The 14,677-nt window shown below is 40.2% G+C and carries 15 protein-coding genes; 3 read left to right on the top strand and 12 right to left on the bottom strand.

Annotated elements, in window-relative coordinates:
- Positions 1–51: 51 nt before the first annotated feature.
- The 3 genes from trpS to rpe are packed head-to-tail and all read right to left on the bottom strand — an operon-like array spanning position 52 to position 2,441.
- On the bottom strand, positions 52–1,056 hold the full coding sequence (gene trpS, locus AN391_RS06225) for a tryptophan--tRNA ligase (protein ID WP_029771853.1): 1,005 nt from the start codon (positions 1,054–1,056) through the stop codon (positions 52–54).
- Positions 1,057–1,092: 36 nt separating this feature from the next.
- Entirely contained in the window at positions 1,093–1,758 is a 666-nt protein-coding gene (locus AN391_RS06220) for a phosphoglycolate phosphatase (RefSeq protein ID WP_055014602.1), read from the bottom strand.
- Positions 1,758–2,441 carry a ribulose-phosphate 3-epimerase gene (gene rpe, locus AN391_RS06215; RefSeq protein WP_055014601.1) on the bottom strand — a complete coding sequence of 228 codons (684 nt, stop codon included), beginning with the start codon at positions 2,439–2,441 and terminating at the stop codon, positions 1,758–1,760. Before rpe ends, AN391_RS06220 begins: the two co-directional genes overlap by 1 nt.
- A gap of 213 nt (positions 2,442–2,654) precedes the next feature.
- Between rpe and AN391_RS06210 the strand changes: the two genes are divergently transcribed.
- Positions 2,655–2,951 carry a hypothetical protein gene (locus tag AN391_RS06210; protein WP_055014600.1) on the top strand — a complete coding sequence of 99 codons (297 nt, stop codon included), beginning with the start codon at positions 2,655–2,657 and terminating at the stop codon, positions 2,949–2,951.
- Between the two features lie 3 nt (positions 2,952–2,954).
- Positions 2,955–3,140 (top strand): DUF2970 domain-containing protein, encoded by a 186-nt coding sequence (locus tag AN391_RS20355; protein ID WP_024032525.1) that lies wholly within the window; start codon positions 2,955–2,957, stop codon positions 3,138–3,140.
- Here AN391_RS20355 and AN391_RS06205 read toward each other — a convergent pair.
- From AN391_RS06205 to AN391_RS06165, 9 genes are all read right to left on the bottom strand, one after another.
- Positions 3,088–3,954 carry a Dam family site-specific DNA-(adenine-N6)-methyltransferase gene (locus tag AN391_RS06205; RefSeq protein ID WP_055014599.1) on the bottom strand — a complete coding sequence of 289 codons (867 nt, stop codon included), beginning with the start codon at positions 3,952–3,954 and terminating at the stop codon, positions 3,088–3,090. The two genes, AN391_RS20355 and AN391_RS06205, sit on opposite strands and share 53 nt — an antisense overlap.
- A gap of 53 nt (positions 3,955–4,007) precedes the next feature.
- Complete coding sequence (locus AN391_RS06200) at positions 4,008–5,378, bottom strand: AAA family ATPase (protein ID WP_055014598.1); 1,371 nt, start codon at positions 5,376–5,378, stop codon at positions 4,008–4,010.
- Complete coding sequence (gene aroB, locus AN391_RS06195; protein ID WP_055014597.1) at positions 5,378–6,448, bottom strand: 3-dehydroquinate synthase; 1,071 nt, start codon at positions 6,446–6,448, stop codon at positions 5,378–5,380. The genes AN391_RS06200 and aroB overlap by 1 nt, the downstream gene beginning before the upstream one ends.
- Positions 6,449–6,476: 28 nt before the next feature.
- Entirely contained in the window at positions 6,477–6,995 is a 519-nt protein-coding gene (aroK, locus tag AN391_RS06190) for a shikimate kinase AroK (RefSeq protein ID WP_004589350.1), read from the bottom strand.
- 184 nt (positions 6,996–7,179) lie between these two features.
- On the bottom strand, positions 7,180–9,270 hold the full coding sequence (locus tag AN391_RS06185; RefSeq protein ID WP_055014596.1) for a type IV pilus secretin PilQ: 2,091 nt from the start codon (positions 9,268–9,270) through the stop codon (positions 7,180–7,182).
- Positions 9,257–9,793 carry a pilus assembly protein PilP gene (locus AN391_RS06180; protein WP_055014595.1) on the bottom strand — a complete coding sequence of 179 codons (537 nt, stop codon included), beginning with the start codon at positions 9,791–9,793 and terminating at the stop codon, positions 9,257–9,259. The genes AN391_RS06185 and AN391_RS06180 overlap by 14 nt, the downstream gene beginning before the upstream one ends.
- On the bottom strand, positions 9,790–10,395 hold the full coding sequence (locus tag AN391_RS06175; protein ID WP_055014594.1) for a type 4a pilus biogenesis protein PilO: 606 nt from the start codon (positions 10,393–10,395) through the stop codon (positions 9,790–9,792). Before AN391_RS06175 ends, AN391_RS06180 begins: the two co-directional genes overlap by 4 nt.
- On the bottom strand, positions 10,385–10,957 hold the full coding sequence (locus AN391_RS06170; protein WP_055014593.1) for a PilN domain-containing protein: 573 nt from the start codon (positions 10,955–10,957) through the stop codon (positions 10,385–10,387). The genes AN391_RS06175 and AN391_RS06170 overlap by 11 nt, the downstream gene beginning before the upstream one ends.
- Positions 10,945–12,024, bottom strand: a complete 1,080-nt coding sequence (locus AN391_RS06165; RefSeq protein ID WP_055014592.1) for a pilus assembly protein PilM — start codon at positions 12,022–12,024, stop codon at positions 10,945–10,947. Before AN391_RS06165 ends, AN391_RS06170 begins: the two co-directional genes overlap by 13 nt.
- A gap of 131 nt (positions 12,025–12,155) precedes the next feature.
- Here AN391_RS06165 and AN391_RS06160 point away from each other — a divergent pair, with 131 nt between their 5' ends.
- Positions 12,156–14,672 carry a penicillin-binding protein 1A gene (locus tag AN391_RS06160; RefSeq protein WP_055014591.1) on the top strand — a complete coding sequence of 839 codons (2,517 nt, stop codon included), beginning with the start codon at positions 12,156–12,158 and terminating at the stop codon, positions 14,670–14,672.
- Positions 14,673–14,677: the final 5 nt, after the last annotated feature.

Below are 14,677 nucleotides of genomic sequence, written 5' to 3'. Positions count from 1 at the left end.
AATGCCGCTAAATTTAGCGGCATTTTTATTTACTTATACTAGTAAAGCAATTTATGTACGAGGAATAAATCCGAGCGCATCGTATACCGATTTAAGTGTTTTTTCTGCACGTACACTGGCTTTTTCTGCCCCTGATTTCATGATGCTATCAAGTAGATTTTGATCTTCTCTGATCTCTTTAAAACGTGCTTGGATTGGCTCAATCATGCTAACAACTGCATCGGCTGTGTCTTTTTTCAAGTGGCCATACATTTTATCTTCGTACTCTGGCACTAAGTCTTCAATTGAGCGCTTAGTGGCTACGCTTAATAAAGTAAGTAAATTAGAAACGCCTGGTTTTTCAGTGCGGTCAAAGTAAATACGTGCTTGCTCGTCTGAATCGGTTACTGCTTTTTTAAGCTTTTTCTCAATCTTTTTAGGCTCATCTAATAGCATGATGTAGCCGTTAGGGTTTTCATCAGACTTAGACATTTTTTTAAGCGGATCTTGAAGGCTCATTACGCGTGCGCCAAATTCTGGGATATAAGGCTCAGGTAATTTAAATACATCACCGTATAAATTATTAAAGCGTGTAGCTATATCGCGCGTTAACTCTAAGTGCTGCTTTTGATCGTCCCCTACCGGTACTTGGTCTGCTTGGTATAATAAAATATCCGCTGCTTGCAATACTGGGTACGAAAATAAGCCGACGTTTACATTATTAGCATGTTTAGATGACTTATCTTTAAACTGAGTCATGCGGTTAAGCTCACCCATTTGCGCATAACAATTTAGCACCCATGCTAACTGCGCATGCTCTGGCACTTGTGACTGTACAAATAAGGCTGATTTTTCAGGGTCTATGCCACACGCCGCGTACAAGGCTATACCATCTAATACTCGAGAGCGAAGAAGTTCAGGCTCTTGACGAACAGTAATCGCATGTAAATCAACAAGCATAAAGAAACTTTCGTGGTCTTCCTGTAGCTTTAGCCACTGGTTAATAGCGCCAACATAGTTGCCTATTGTCATACCACCGGTTGGCTGAATGCCACTTAAAACTACTGGTTTACTCATGATTTTCCTTTAGTGTTGTTTAGTTAATTAAAAATTTTAACGCTGTGTTAGTGTTGGTATTATATCTAAGAAGTTCTCGCATAGGTACTGTGGATTAAAGTCGCTTAGGTTTTCGCCTTGGTTATAACCATAATCCACCGCTATGACATCAATTTTAGCGGCATGTGCTGCCAATATATCGCTTTTTGAATCGCCAATCATAATAGCCTTACTCGGCTCAACATTCAGCTTTTTACATGCATACAGCAAAGGCGCTGGCGACGGCTTTTTAGCCATATCGTCTCCACACACGATTACTTCAAAGTGGCGCGTAAGGGAAAGCTTATCAAGTAGTATTTCGGTAAATATGCGCGCTTTGTTGGTAACGAGGGCTTTAGGCATACCACTGAGCGCATTAAGCCCTGTTTCTACATGTTGATATAACACGCTATATTCGCCCACTAGCTGCTCATAATGTTGATAGAATAAAGCAATGGCTTTTGCACTAAGCGCTTCATCTAAATGTTCGCTAATTTGCATATCACCACTGAGTGCACGCTTAACTAGGGTTTCAATACCATTGCCTATCCAGCTTTCAACCAAGCTTTGGCTAACAATAGGGAATGCTAAATCACTCAGTGTTAAATTTATTGCTAGGTATAAATCGTAAACGCTATCAACAAGTGTGCCGTCAAGGTCGAACAAAGCTACATCATATTTCATTACTTTACGTTTCCTAACTGCTCACGCATTTGATCAATAACCACTTTATAATCAGGCTCATTAAAAATAGCAGACCCTGCTACAAACATGTCGGCACCTGCTTGCGCTGCTGCGGCTATATTATCAACCTTAATACCGCCATCAACTTCTAAGCGAATATCGCGACCCGACTCAACGATGCGCTGCTTAGCTTGGGCTAGTTTTTCAAGGGTGTGGGGGATAAAGCTTTGGCCGCCAAAACCTGGATTTACCGACATTAGTAAAATAGTGTCTAACTTATCAATAACGTGATCGAGATAGCTCAGGCTAGTGGCAGGATTAAATACTAAACCGGCCTTACAACCATGATCTTTAACAAGTTGTATGGTGCGGTCTATGTGCTCGCTCGCCTCAGGGTGAAAGGTAATTATTGATGCACCGGCCTCTGCGAACTGAGGGATTATACTATCTACAGGCTTTACCATTAGGTGTACATCGATAGGGGCCGTTACCCCGTAATTTCTAAGCGCTTTGCACACCATAGGGCCTATTGTGAGATTAGGCACGTAGTGATTATCCATGACATCAAAATGTACTACATCAGCACCTGCAGCGAGTACCTTATCTACATCTTCACCTAATTTTGCAAAGTCAGCTGACAAAATAGAAGGCGCTATTAAGTATTTTTGTTCAGGGTTTAGCATAGTAATCCGTCAATCAATAAAATATGCCTTAATGTACCGTAAATACTGGAGTTTCCCAAGTAATACACGGCAAATTGGGTATAACTAAAATAGCAATTTAAATACATAAGAATTTATTTATATAAAGCTTTAACTATCACAAGGAAATATTAGTTTGTTATTTATACAGCTTTTGTTATTATTAAAGGAGTAACTTACTTTTAGGCTAATATTATGCGTGCTTTTAAAACAGGGATCTTAATTGCGTCGGCATTGTTATTTATTGGGGCATTTAGTTTTGCGCCAAGTTCTGAGCAAGATTTAAGCTTAGTTAGTAACTGTCACCATCAGGCGAGTAGTAATAACACTCCAAGCGCCCTAACGTGTACGAAAGTAGAAGAAGATTCGTCGTGGTTTTCGTGGCTCACAGGCGATAGTCGCAGTGCGCAATTTCATTATTTAGATTTACTAGAGCTATTAACTAGCTCAGAAGACGCTAAAAATACGCCTTCAATAAAACCTCTATTTTAAATAATGCTGCACTTTATTAGCGCGTTGCAAAGTGTGCTAGCAGCATTTTTTGGTGTGCAATCAGAGCACAAACGCCAAGCCGACTTCCAACAACACTCCCCTCTTTTTATTATTGCTTTAGCTGTGCTGTTTTTCGTTATTTTTGTAGTGACAATTTATGCAGTGGTTGCTTGGGTGCTAAATACATAGCCATTAACTCGTCAACTTTATTGCGTGAGCCACCTTTAGGGCTGATAGTACGTTTTACCTGAATTTTACCAAGCGTAGCTTGGCTATAAATTTTTCGCGTCCACACGGTATCGTGGTTAGATATAAGCACTGGGGTATTGTTTTCAAACGCTGCTTGCTCGGCTAAGTTTGCTAAGTTTGCTTGATCGTCTAAATTAAACCCGCCTTTAGCATAAGAGGTAAACGACGCTGTTTTACTTAGCGGCACATAAGGCGGATCGCAATAAATAACCGCGTTGTTTGGCACAAGCTTAAACACATCATCGTAGCTTAGGCAGGTAAATGTGGCTTTTTGTGCTTTTTCGGCAAAAAAGTACATTTCTTTTTCTGGAAAATAAGGCTTTTTATACTTACCAAATGGCACGTTAAAAATGCCTTTAAGATTATACCTGCACAATCCATTGTAACCATGGCGATTCATGTATAAAAAGAGCATTGCGCGCTCATATACATCATTGCTTTTATTAAACTGTACACGGTATTCGTAGTAAGCGTCTGGATGGTTATTTAAATCAACAAACAGCTTTTTAGAGTCACTTATAAACTCATCAGGTGAGCGCTTGAGCTCTTTGTATAAGTTAATTAAGTCAGCATTTATGTCGTTAAGTAAATAGCGTTTAAAATTACTGTTTAAGAATACTGAGCCTGCACCTACAAACGGTTCTACCAAGGTTTCAGCATGTTTGCTGGCTTGAGATAATCGTGCATTAATATCTTCAACTAGGCTGTATTTACCGCCAGCCCATTTAAGGAAGGCTCTACTCTTTTGTTGCATTGGTTCTTAACTTCAATCTGCTGTAGCGCGATTTTACACTAAAGTGAGTCAGTTTACTGATCAAGTCGTGCAATTTCTTGTTTTATTTTGCTGATTTTTTTATAAAAAGGCTTGTTCTTTCTAAGCGTACTTGGCAAGGCAGACAACGCACTTTTAGCATCAGCGAGTGATACATAACTGCCAAGAGTAGCTACCCACCATACTTTATTGTTCCGCTTAGTTTTATATACCCTAGCCCGCTGGCTTAAACTATGTTGAATAATAAACTCACGAATGATTTTTTCCTGTGTCACAGCAAGCAGCTGCACAGTTGTATTATTATCTGGCTGAGCTAAATACCACGCGTTATCTGATACGTTATTTGAGGTTTTAGACTGTGGGCTTTCTTTATCGTCACTTTCAATTGGCTCAATAGTCTCAGGAGTGTTTGAGCTTTGTGGTAACGCCTCGCTTTGCTCACTTTGAGCGCTTTGTTGAGCCTGACGCGTTAGGCTTTGCATTATCGCCGGCACATCGTTTTTATGTGGCGCTTCACTCCCTTGTGATTTATCGCTGACCGGCTCTAAAGGCAAATCCGCTTTTGAAATATCAGCATTGTCATTACTGACTTCTTTATCCGCTCTTGGGATAGCGGTAATTTTAGAAGCAGGAATAGCGGTATCTATGTCTTGGCTTTGTTGATTTTGATAGTACGTTTGCCACCATTGGGTCATGTCATTTTTATAGAGCAGCCCAATAATTAGTAACATAATAATAATTAACAACGAGATTAAATGTATACGCCATGACACTGTATCTTTTTTTACAATATCAGCCACATGCTCCGTTGGCTGCCATGCTAATAATAAGCTGGGGTTGCCTTTTGCTTCATTTAAAAATGCGCTAAATACGGGGTCTTCATCGTACGGTAAATTAGGAAAATACCAGCTCATCAACTGTTTAGATTCTCTGGAAGATAAAGGCTCTAAGTAAATTTCAACGGCATTATTAATAGCCAGCTTTGATTGCGAGGCTAGCATAATATAAAGCGTTATAGGGCTATTTTTGGCAAGTAACTCTAACTCTTGTAATAACTCTTCAGATAAATGCCTTGCATTATCGAGCACCCATAAACAGGCCTCGCACGGCTGTTGTTCTAGCAGTTGGTAAAAGTTTTCACTTAACGATAAATCGTGGTCAATCAGCGGAGAGTTAAAGCTTTGCTCTAATATATCACTCATCAGTGATACATCATTTACACTGGCACTTACTTGTACAAATGCTTTATTAAAACTGTTGTATTTGTCGGTGATGAAGGTTTCGAGCATATAACTTTTGCCAAGGCCTGAGGTGCCTAGCAATACAATTAAGTTTTGCCCATATTCAAATTGCAGCGCGATTCTATCCACCAACGCCGCACGGCTTGGTAAAATTTGCGCCTGCATTATTGCTCGATTAACGCTCTAACGTGGTCATCTGATACGTCATCTACTAATGCGCATTGACCAAATTCTGTCGGTAAAATAAAACGGATAGTGCCCTTTTTATTTTTTTTGTCTTTGCGCATATGCATCAAAAACTGCTCAGCAGTCATTTCTGCTGGGATCTCAGTAGGCAAATTATAAAGCTTGAGTAGCGTTACAATTCTATCTACCTCATCTTGCGACAAATCACCGCGTGTATGGGCTAATTTAGCAGCCAGTACCATTCCGGTCGCAACAGCCTCACCATGCAGCCATACGCCATACCCCATTTGCGCTTCAATTGCGTGAGCAAAGGTATGCCCTAAATTGAGTAACGCACGAAGGCCATTTTCTTTTTCATCTTGTGCAACAATAAGCGCTTTAATTTCACAACATCTATAAATGATATGCTGCAAACTGGCTTCGTCTAATTGCTGTAGCTTTTCTGCATTTTGCTCAATAAAAGCAAAGAGCTCGGTATCGTAAATCAGACCATACTTGATAACTTCGGCCATGCCCGCTGCAAATTCACGCGCCGGTAATGTATGAAGTGATTCAGTATCAATAAAAACAGCTTGCGGCTGATAAAATGCCCCAATCATATTTTTACCCAGTGGGTGGTTTACAGCTGTTTTCCCCCCAACAGAGGAGTCAACTTGTGATAGTACCGTGGTAGGAATTTGAATAAACGGTACACCGCGTTGATAGCATGCAGCTACAAAGCCTGTTAAATCGCCAATAACACCGCCACCTAATGCTATTAAGCAGGTATCTCGACCGCAATTATTTTGCAATAAAAAAGCAGAAATTTTCTCAAACCATTCAAGTGATTTGTATTGCTCACCATCTGGAATGACAAAAGAAAGAGGGTCTAGCTCAGCTAACGAATCTAGCAGTCCTTGCAAATATAAAGGGGCAACTGTGTCGTTAGTGATAATGATAGGCCGACAATCACCAATGTGGTGAACAAGGCGGCCATTATCTTGAAGTGCAGATTGACCAATAAAAATAGGATAACTTCGCTCGTCCAAATTAACAGTTAATTCAAGCATGCTTTGTTATTTCCTTTATTATTGGTTTTTAAAAATCTAATTTCTCGATGATTTGGTTAGCAACAACTTTAGCGCTTTGCTCATCGGTGCGTACAACAAAATCAGCAACTTCTTTGTATAGTGGCTCGCGTTCTTCTGCTAAGCGCTCTAGTACATTACGAGGTGCTTCTTCAGTTTGCAGTAATGGGCGACGCTTGTCGCGTTGCGTGCGTGCAACTTGCTTTTCTATAGGTGTCTCTAGGTATACAACGATACCGCGAGCCGAAAGCTTGTTTCGAACTTCTTTACTCATTACTGACCCACCACCGGTTGCAAGTACAATACCTTGCATTTCGGTTAAGTCGCCAATAACAGATTCTTCACGAAGTCTAAAGCCTTCTTCACCCTCAAGATCAAACACCCAGGCAATATCTGCACCGGTACGGCGTTCGATTTCTTGATCAGAATCGACAAATTCAAGGTGTAATTGGTCAGCGATGTGACGACCAATCGTGCTTTTGCCAGCCCCCATGGGGCCAACTAGAAATATATTACGTTTCTCAGCCATATCTTTTAGTACAAACGAACTCTAAAATTTGAAATAAAACCCCGCCTAACGACCTGGCCCCAAAATTAAGGAGGGGATTATCTCAGTAATTGGCCGGGTATTTCAAGTCTATTACAATAAAAAGCCATATAACGAGCAATTATTATCAATAAACACTCGTTGGCGAACATAAAACCACTAAATTTTAGTCTATTTGTATTTTCGGTGTCACGAAAATAAGTAATTCACGTTTCTCATTAAACTCGCTGGTGCTCTTAAATAAGCGTCCAACATAGGGAATATCACCAAGTACAGGTACTTTATTTGTGGTATTAATGATTTGCTGCTGAAAAATCCCCCCCAGCACAACAGTTTGGCCGTTATCAACCAGCACTTGTGTTTCAATTTGTTGAGTATCTATCGACACCGCTTCACCTGTTCCGGTTTGGACCGTTTCGCCACGAGTATCTTGTGTGATTACTAAGTCTAAAATTACTTTGTTGTCAGGCGTTATATGCGGTGTAACCTCAAGGCTCAATACCGCTTTTTTAAAGCTTACAGTCGTAGCACCACTTGAGGCTGATTCGGTATAGGGGATTTCAGTACCTTGCTCAATACGTGCTTTTTGCTGATTAGCTGCAGTAATGCGCGGACTCGCAATAATCTCACCTTTATTTTCTTCTTCTAAAGCGCTTAGCTCTAAATCAATTAAGGTACCATTAGCCAGCTTAGCTATGTGTAAACCAATACTTGCCGCAGGGTTAGTAATAGGCAGGTTTACATTAAGACGGTCTGATAAATCAGGAATAGTGCCATTTGAGATAGACTCAGCTCCTTCAAGCGAGCCTGAAATACCATCACTATCTTGTTGGTCGCTAAATCCCCAACGTACGCCTAAGTCTTCTGTGACGTTATCGCGTACCGTAACCATACGTGATTCAATAACAACTTGTTGCACTGGGATATCAAGTGTTTCAATCATACGACGGATACTTTCAATACTCTTCGCTGTATCTTTAATAAGTAAGGTATTGGTACGCTGGTCGACCGATACACTGCCACGAGCAGAAATGATACTGTTCGTGTCGGTTTTAAGTAAATCCGCAAAGTCTTCAGCTTTAGCATAGTTTAAACGAATATACTCACTGTAAAGCGGCTCTAAATCCTCGACCTTTTGTTTAGCTAGTAAATCTTTCGCTTCACGGGCGGCTAGCTCTTCAGCTGGCGCCACCATCAATATAGAGCCATCCATGCGCTTATCAAGGCCTTTAATACGCAGCACAACATCTAAAGCCTGATCCCATGGAACGCCATCTAAACGAAGCGTGATGTTGCCGGTTACTGAGTCACTCGTTACTAAGTTAAACTCGTTATAGCCCGCTATTATTTGCAGTACAGCTCTAACCGAAATATCTTGGAAGTTTAAGGTCATTGGACGACCTTGGTATTCTTTGCCCCCATCTAAATAAGCATTTTGCGTTTCATCTTTTTCAATCGTTAACGTTAAAATGTTATCTATTTGCTGGTAGGTAAAGGTAAAAGCAGCATTAGGCTCAATAACCACACGACTTAGGCTATCTTCTTTAAAGGTTTCAATGGTACTTACAACAGTGCCAAAATCTAATACATCTAGTTCATACAGTAAGTCGTCTAAAATATCTGTATGATGAAACTCTGCAATTATTTTTCCACCGCTTTCATGTACTTCTATTGCAGCTTGCGTGTCTTGCAAAAATACTAAAACTTTTGCTTCACCTTTTTCACCACGGCGAAAATCAATAGATTGAATCCGGTTAATATAAGCGCTTGAGACATCATAACCATTGCTGCTTTCATCAGAAGCTTGTTCAGTAAGTGGGTTATCCGATACGCGCAACGACACTAAGTTATTATTAACTTGAGTTTCGTATATTTTTAAACGTTCCAAATTTACCGTAACTTTTAAGCCTTGCTCTGTCTGTACGCTGCTAACACTATTAATACCTGCGTGATCGACCGGTACATTTTCAAGGCCCTGCTCTAATTCAACACCATCAAACAGCATCTCTATACGCGCTGGTGTATTATGTACCTGAATTTTAGGTTGTTGTGTTAGCTCCTCGTCAAATACAAGTTGTAACTCGGTCTCGCCTTTAAGCAATGGGTTATAGCGTACATCGTAAAGTAATGGCGCTGCACTAGCTGTTTTCACAACAAAAAGAGTCAATATGACAAAGAACATCGTTTGAAAGCGATGATGCCAAAGTAAATCCTTATACATGTGTGTTTTACCTTTTTTATTATTAATTTGCGCCATTATTTGCCGCCTCTAACATTTCCAATTTAGTCAGCCGCTCTTTCCAACAACCCGACCCATCAGGGATTAATTCCACTAATTCTACATAATCACTACTTACAGACTTAACTTTACCGTCATAGGTCCCTAAGTAATTATTTATCGTTACTCTATGCAGCGTTTCATCTGCTGCGGTGATCAATGCCCACATTTGTCCGTTAGAGCCTAACGTCCCTTTCATAGATAGGTTATCGAGCGGGTATTTTTCTAGCGGCTCTCTCACTCTATCAGGGTCAGGGTGTAAACAATTTTTAATTTGCGTCAGTTTATTTTGAATAATTTCAGGTTGTGGTGCTACAAAAGGGCTTCGCAATTGTGATGCATTATATTCAAAATGTTCAAACTGAGTTAATTCGGGTATTTCCTCAACTTTAGCCGTGGTACTGGCTTTAACTTGATTAATAAACTCTTTTTGCTCAGACGTATCGTCATTACAACCTGCTAAAAATAAAATAGACAGCGATAATAAAGGGACTAATCTCACTTTTTAACCCCTTCTTCATAACGATATGTTTTTGCTACTACACTGAATGTTAGTTGTTTTTCACCAGATGATACAATCGAAAAGTCATGTAAACTAACAATTCGTGGTAATTGGGCTACTTTTCCAACAAATTCACCGAACTCATGGTAAGTGCCTATAACTTCAATTTTTATAGGGAGCTCTGTGTAAAACTCTTTTTCGACTTCCGGTAACCAACCAATTTTTAAAAATGTTAAACCGCTGGTAGTCCCTACATAAGATAAATCATCTAGTAGACCCGGTGTTTCATTTGATGTAGGTAGCCGCTTTAACAATTGAGAAAACTTATCTTCCATTTCAACCATTTGCTGACGATATACATCAAGTTTACTAGCTACGGCATATTTAGCTCTATAAGTGCTACGTAACTCCACTTCTTTTGCTACAGCACTGTGGTAGCTGTCTATTTCATCAGATACCAATAAGCTATAGCTAAAAAATAACACTAAACCGGCGACAAATAAGCAGCAAATTGCTTTTACTGCAACAGGCCATTCACCCACATTATCGAGCTCAATTTCATTCCAATCTATTTCATTTAGAGCTTTTAAATCAAGGTTCATCACTTACCTCACCAATTTCATCAAATGCTTTTACATAAAACTCCATATTAAAATCACTAAGTAACCGTGATGTCTGATCGCCTGCCACAATACCTTGCATGGTGGGCCTTTCTAATAAGTATGAGCTTTGCACCTGACGCAGCATCGTAGATAAGCGATTGTTTGATTCACTTCGACCAAGTACATGTATTTGTCTACCGCGGCGCTCAAGCTTAGTGAGATATACCCCTTGAGGAACAATTTTCGCCACCTCATCCATAATTTGAGTGCCTAAATTACGACTGCTTTGCAACTCTTCGATTAATCGCATACGTTGTTGTAAATTTTCTTTTCGTTTATCAAGATCACGAATTTCACTAATTTTTTTATCAAGCATGCTTATTTCTGAACTGAGATAGTTATTTTTTAAGTTTTGGCCATCTTTTAAACCAGCATAAAAAGAACTAAGCAGGTACATACATGCAAAGCAACCAATGACCACCGCAACTATAATTGTGATGAACTTCTTTTTAGACTCTTCACGTTGCAACTCGCGCCAAGGCAGTAAATTTATATGTGGCATGATGAAAAGCTCCTTAATGCCAAACCAGTAGCAATTGCAAACTGTGTTCTATTTCGCTGCATAATATTTCGATCTACTTTTGGTGAAATTTCCATATTTGCAAACGGTTCAGCTACAACAGCATGAATACCCAGCTCCTCTATTAATAAACGATCGAGCCCTTCGATCATCGATGTGCCACCGGTTAGTACAATATAATCAACTTGATCTTTACCTGTGGTTGTTAAAAACATTTGTACCGCACGTCGCACTTGCTGCAATAATGATGTTTGAAACGGTGCAAGTACTTCAAAGGTATAGTTAGGGGGTAAATCACCTGTTGTTTTACCTATCTCAGCCTCATCAAAGCCCTTGTTGTAGTATGACACGATACTATTGGTGTATTGGTCACCACCAAACACTTGGTCGCGGGTGTAAATTGTTTCACCGGCTTGCACCACACTTACCAACATCAACACCGCGCCAATATCTACCACTGCAACACACTTATTAAAGGCGTCACTTGGAAGTTGCTGATAATACACATCCATCGCTCGGCTCAATGCATAGCTTTCAACATCAACCACTTTAGCGGTTAAGTTGGCAGCTTCAAGTGCACCTACACGCGCCTCAACGCTCTCGGTACGCGCAGCAGAGAGTAGTACATTCATTTTACTGGGATCGGCTTCATTAGTAGAAAGCTTTTCGAAATCTAAGCTCACTTCGTCGAGGGGATATGGGATTAAGCTGTCAGCCTCAATTTCAATTTGTGACTCTAATTCAGCGTCACTTAATGAAACATCCATAAAAATTACTTTAGTGATAACGGTTTGTCCTGATACAGCGACTGCCGCAGATTTTAGCGATTTTGGTAGTTTTCTTTTTAATTTTGTAATCACATTACCAATTGCTTCAATATCTTGAATTGAGCGCTCGCTCATCGCGCCTTTAGGCATAGGTTCAATTGCAAGTGCTTCTAGTCGAAATCCCGTTTCAATTTCACTTAAAAGCACTGCTTTGATAGAGTGCGATCCGATATCAATTCCGACCATCGCAGCTGATGGCTTTTGAAATAGTTGACTTAGCATGTTTGCAACTTGACCTTTGTTTTAATAATAAACAAGTTATAATTTTTTTAGTAAAAAATATTATTCATTTTTTAATCAATATATACTAGCAGTCTAAACTCGCAATTGGGAGTCCATTTAGGGAAATATAAGTGATTTTATTAAAACGAACATTACAATTTTTTATCATTTGCACGTTAATTGGTCTGATCACTTTAATCAGCCTTTATTATTACGTTAAACCTGATATCCCCAGTGTGCAAGTTTTAAAAGACGTGCAATTACAAACCCCTATGCAGGTCTTTACAAAAGATGGACTGTTAATCAATCAATTTGGTGAAAAACGCCGCATCCCTGTCACCATAGACGAAATTCCGCAACCTTTAATTGATGCCTTTTTAGCAACAGAAGATAACCGTTTCTATGACCATATAGGCATTGATCCCATAGGTATTGTTCGATCCGCTATTGTCTTAATTTCAACAGGTGAAAAAAAACAAGGCGCGAGTACAATCACCATGCAGCTCGCTCGTAACTTTTTCTTAACACGAGAAAAGGCATATATTCGTAAAGTTAAAGAGATTTTTATAGCGCTACATATTGAAAGTGTATTAACAAAAGACGAAATTCTTGAGCTTTACCTTAATAAAATAGAACTAGGTAATCGTGCATTTGGTATTGGTGCAGCTGCTCAAGTTTATTACGGTAAAGAGCTAAAAGACCTCACTCTTGCACAAATGGCAATGATTGCAGGTTTACCTAAAGCGCCCTCTGCGCTTAACCCTATTCGTAACCCCATAAGAGCTAAAGCACGTCGTAATGTAGTGCTTGGTCGCTTACTTACAGAAAACTATATAACACAACAACAATACAACGAAGCAACCAGCCAACCTATCACCGCGTATTTTCACGGAGCCGAGATAGACCTGTACGCGCCTTACATCTCTGAAATGGTTCGTGCAGAGATGGTTAAGCGTTACGGTGTAGATAAAGCATATAATTCTGGTTTTAAAATATTTACCTCTGTAGAGTCTAAAGTACAAAAGGCTGCGCAAACGGCTTTAGTAAATAATTTACATAACTACGATATGCGCCATGGCTTTCGTGGGCCTGTAGACGTGCTATGGGACCCAGAAACACAACCAGCCTTAGGTGAGCAACAAATCCTAGAAAAGCTAAAACCAGTTAAAGAAATTGCTGATTTGCACGCTGCGGTGGTATTAAACGTATCTGAAAAAACCGCTGACGTTATTTTAAAAAATGGCCAATACACCACACTTAATTGGGATAATTTAAAATGGGCGCGCAAATATATTACTCGCTACCGTCAAAGTTTTGCTCCTAAAGCCGCTACTGACATTCTTACCCCAGGCATGCAAATATGGCTGCGTAAAAATAACGACGACAGTTACCTGCTAAGCCAAATACCTGAAGCGGCCAGTGCACTTGTTTCACTCGACCCACAAGATGGTCGTATTAAAGCCATAGTGGGCGGTTACAGTTTTGAACAAAGCCAATACAATCGAGCGGTACAAGCTAAACGTCAAGTTGGCTCTAATATCAAACCCTTTATTTATTCTGCTGCGCTTGAAAATGGCTATACATTGGCCTCTATTTTAAACGATGCGCCAATAAACCAATGGGATAAAAGTTTAGGTGTAGCGTGGCGGCCAAAAAACAGCCCTGCGGTTTATAATGGCCCTATACGTATTCGCCGCGCACTAGCACAATCTAAAAATGTTATTTCTGTGCGTTTGCTGCGCGGTGTAGGGCTGCAGCGCACGGCCGATCACTTACTTAAGTTTGGCTTTAAAGATGAGGACATTAACCGCAGTGAATCCTTAGCATTAGGGAGTGCATCAATCACGCCATTAGAGCTTGCTCGCGGCATGAGCACATTTGCTAATGGTGGCCACTTAATTGAACCTTACTTTATATCTGAAATTCAAGATGCCTATGGTAATGTACTATTTAAAGCATCCCCTGCTCTTGCTTGCGATGAAGACGAGCTATTACCCGTCTCTCAAGCAACGGATAGCTTTGCCAACAATAACCTAGATACCGATACAGCAGATGAGCAAGCCATACAACCACGTTGTGCACCGCGTGTTATATCAAAGCAAAATGCTTTTTTAATTGCTGAGGCAATGCACAGCGCTGTATGGGGTGGCGGTAGCTGGACACATAAAACAGGCTGGAGCGGGACTGGTTGGCGTGCGCAAGCATTAGATAGGCGCGATCTATCGGGTAAAACAGGCACAACGAATGACTCTGTTGATACTTGGTTTAGCGGCTTTAACCGCAATGTAGCAACGTCTGTATGGGTGGGTTTTGACAACCCAGGAAACTCGTTAGGACGCTCAACCTATAATAACAACCTAGATAGTAGCCAGATCTCTGGTGCTGAATCAGGTGCTAAAACGGCACAACCAGCTTGGATTGATTTTATGAAAGTGGCCCTTGAGGGCACACCAGAAGCGCCAATAGAGCCCCCTGAAGGACTCGTTTCAATTCGTATCGATTTAAAAACAGGTTTGTTAAGTCATAAAAACGACTACACCAGTCGCTTTGAATATTTTGAAAAAGGCACAGCCCCAACAAAATATGTACTGTCTCAGCCAACTGATATTTTTGAAGAAGATACAAAAACAGAAGAAGAGTTATTCTAAAAATC

This window comes from Pseudoalteromonas sp. P1-13-1a, from assembly GCF_001401875.1.
In the GTDB taxonomy this organism is placed as follows: Bacteria; Pseudomonadota; Gammaproteobacteria; order Enterobacterales; family Alteromonadaceae; genus Pseudoalteromonas.
The sequence above is the reverse complement of the archived record's forward strand: the minus strand, read 5'-3'. Positions and strand labels throughout refer to the sequence as shown.

Coding starts and splice junctions, on each gene's coding strand:
- AN391_RS06200 (WP_055014598.1), bottom strand. CDS start 5,378: ATGCAGGCGCAAATTTTACCAAGCCGTGCGGCGTTGGTGGATAGAATC.
- AN391_RS06210 (WP_055014600.1), top strand. CDS start 2,655: ATGCGTGCTTTTAAAACAGGGATCTTAATTGCGTCGGCATTGTTATTT.
- AN391_RS06185 (WP_055014596.1), bottom strand. CDS start 9,270: ATGGCGCAAATTAATAATAAAAAAGGTAAAACACACATGTATAAGGAT.
- AN391_RS20355 (WP_024032525.1), top strand. CDS start 2,955: ATGCTGCACTTTATTAGCGCGTTGCAAAGTGTGCTAGCAGCATTTTTT.
- AN391_RS06165 (WP_055014592.1), bottom strand. CDS start 12,024: ATGCTAAGTCAACTATTTCAAAAGCCATCAGCTGCGATGGTCGGAATT.
- AN391_RS06205 (WP_055014599.1), bottom strand. CDS start 3,954: ATGCAACAAAAGAGTAGAGCCTTCCTTAAATGGGCTGGCGGTAAATAC.
- AN391_RS06220 (WP_055014602.1), bottom strand. CDS start 1,758: ATGAAATATGATGTAGCTTTGTTCGACCTTGACGGCACACTTGTTGAT.
- AN391_RS06175 (WP_055014594.1), bottom strand. CDS start 10,395: ATGAACCTTGATTTAAAAGCTCTAAATGAAATAGATTGGAATGAAATT.
- trpS (WP_029771853.1), bottom strand. CDS start 1,056: ATGAGTAAACCAGTAGTTTTAAGTGGCATTCAGCCAACCGGTGGTATG.
- AN391_RS06170 (WP_055014593.1), bottom strand. CDS start 10,957: ATGCCACATATAAATTTACTGCCTTGGCGCGAGTTGCAACGTGAAGAG.
- rpe (WP_055014601.1), bottom strand. CDS start 2,441: ATGCTAAACCCTGAACAAAAATACTTAATAGCGCCTTCTATTTTGTCA.
- aroB (WP_055014597.1), bottom strand. CDS start 6,448: ATGCTTGAATTAACTGTTAATTTGGACGAGCGAAGTTATCCTATTTTT.
- aroK (WP_004589350.1), bottom strand. CDS start 6,995: ATGGCTGAGAAACGTAATATATTTCTAGTTGGCCCCATGGGGGCTGGC.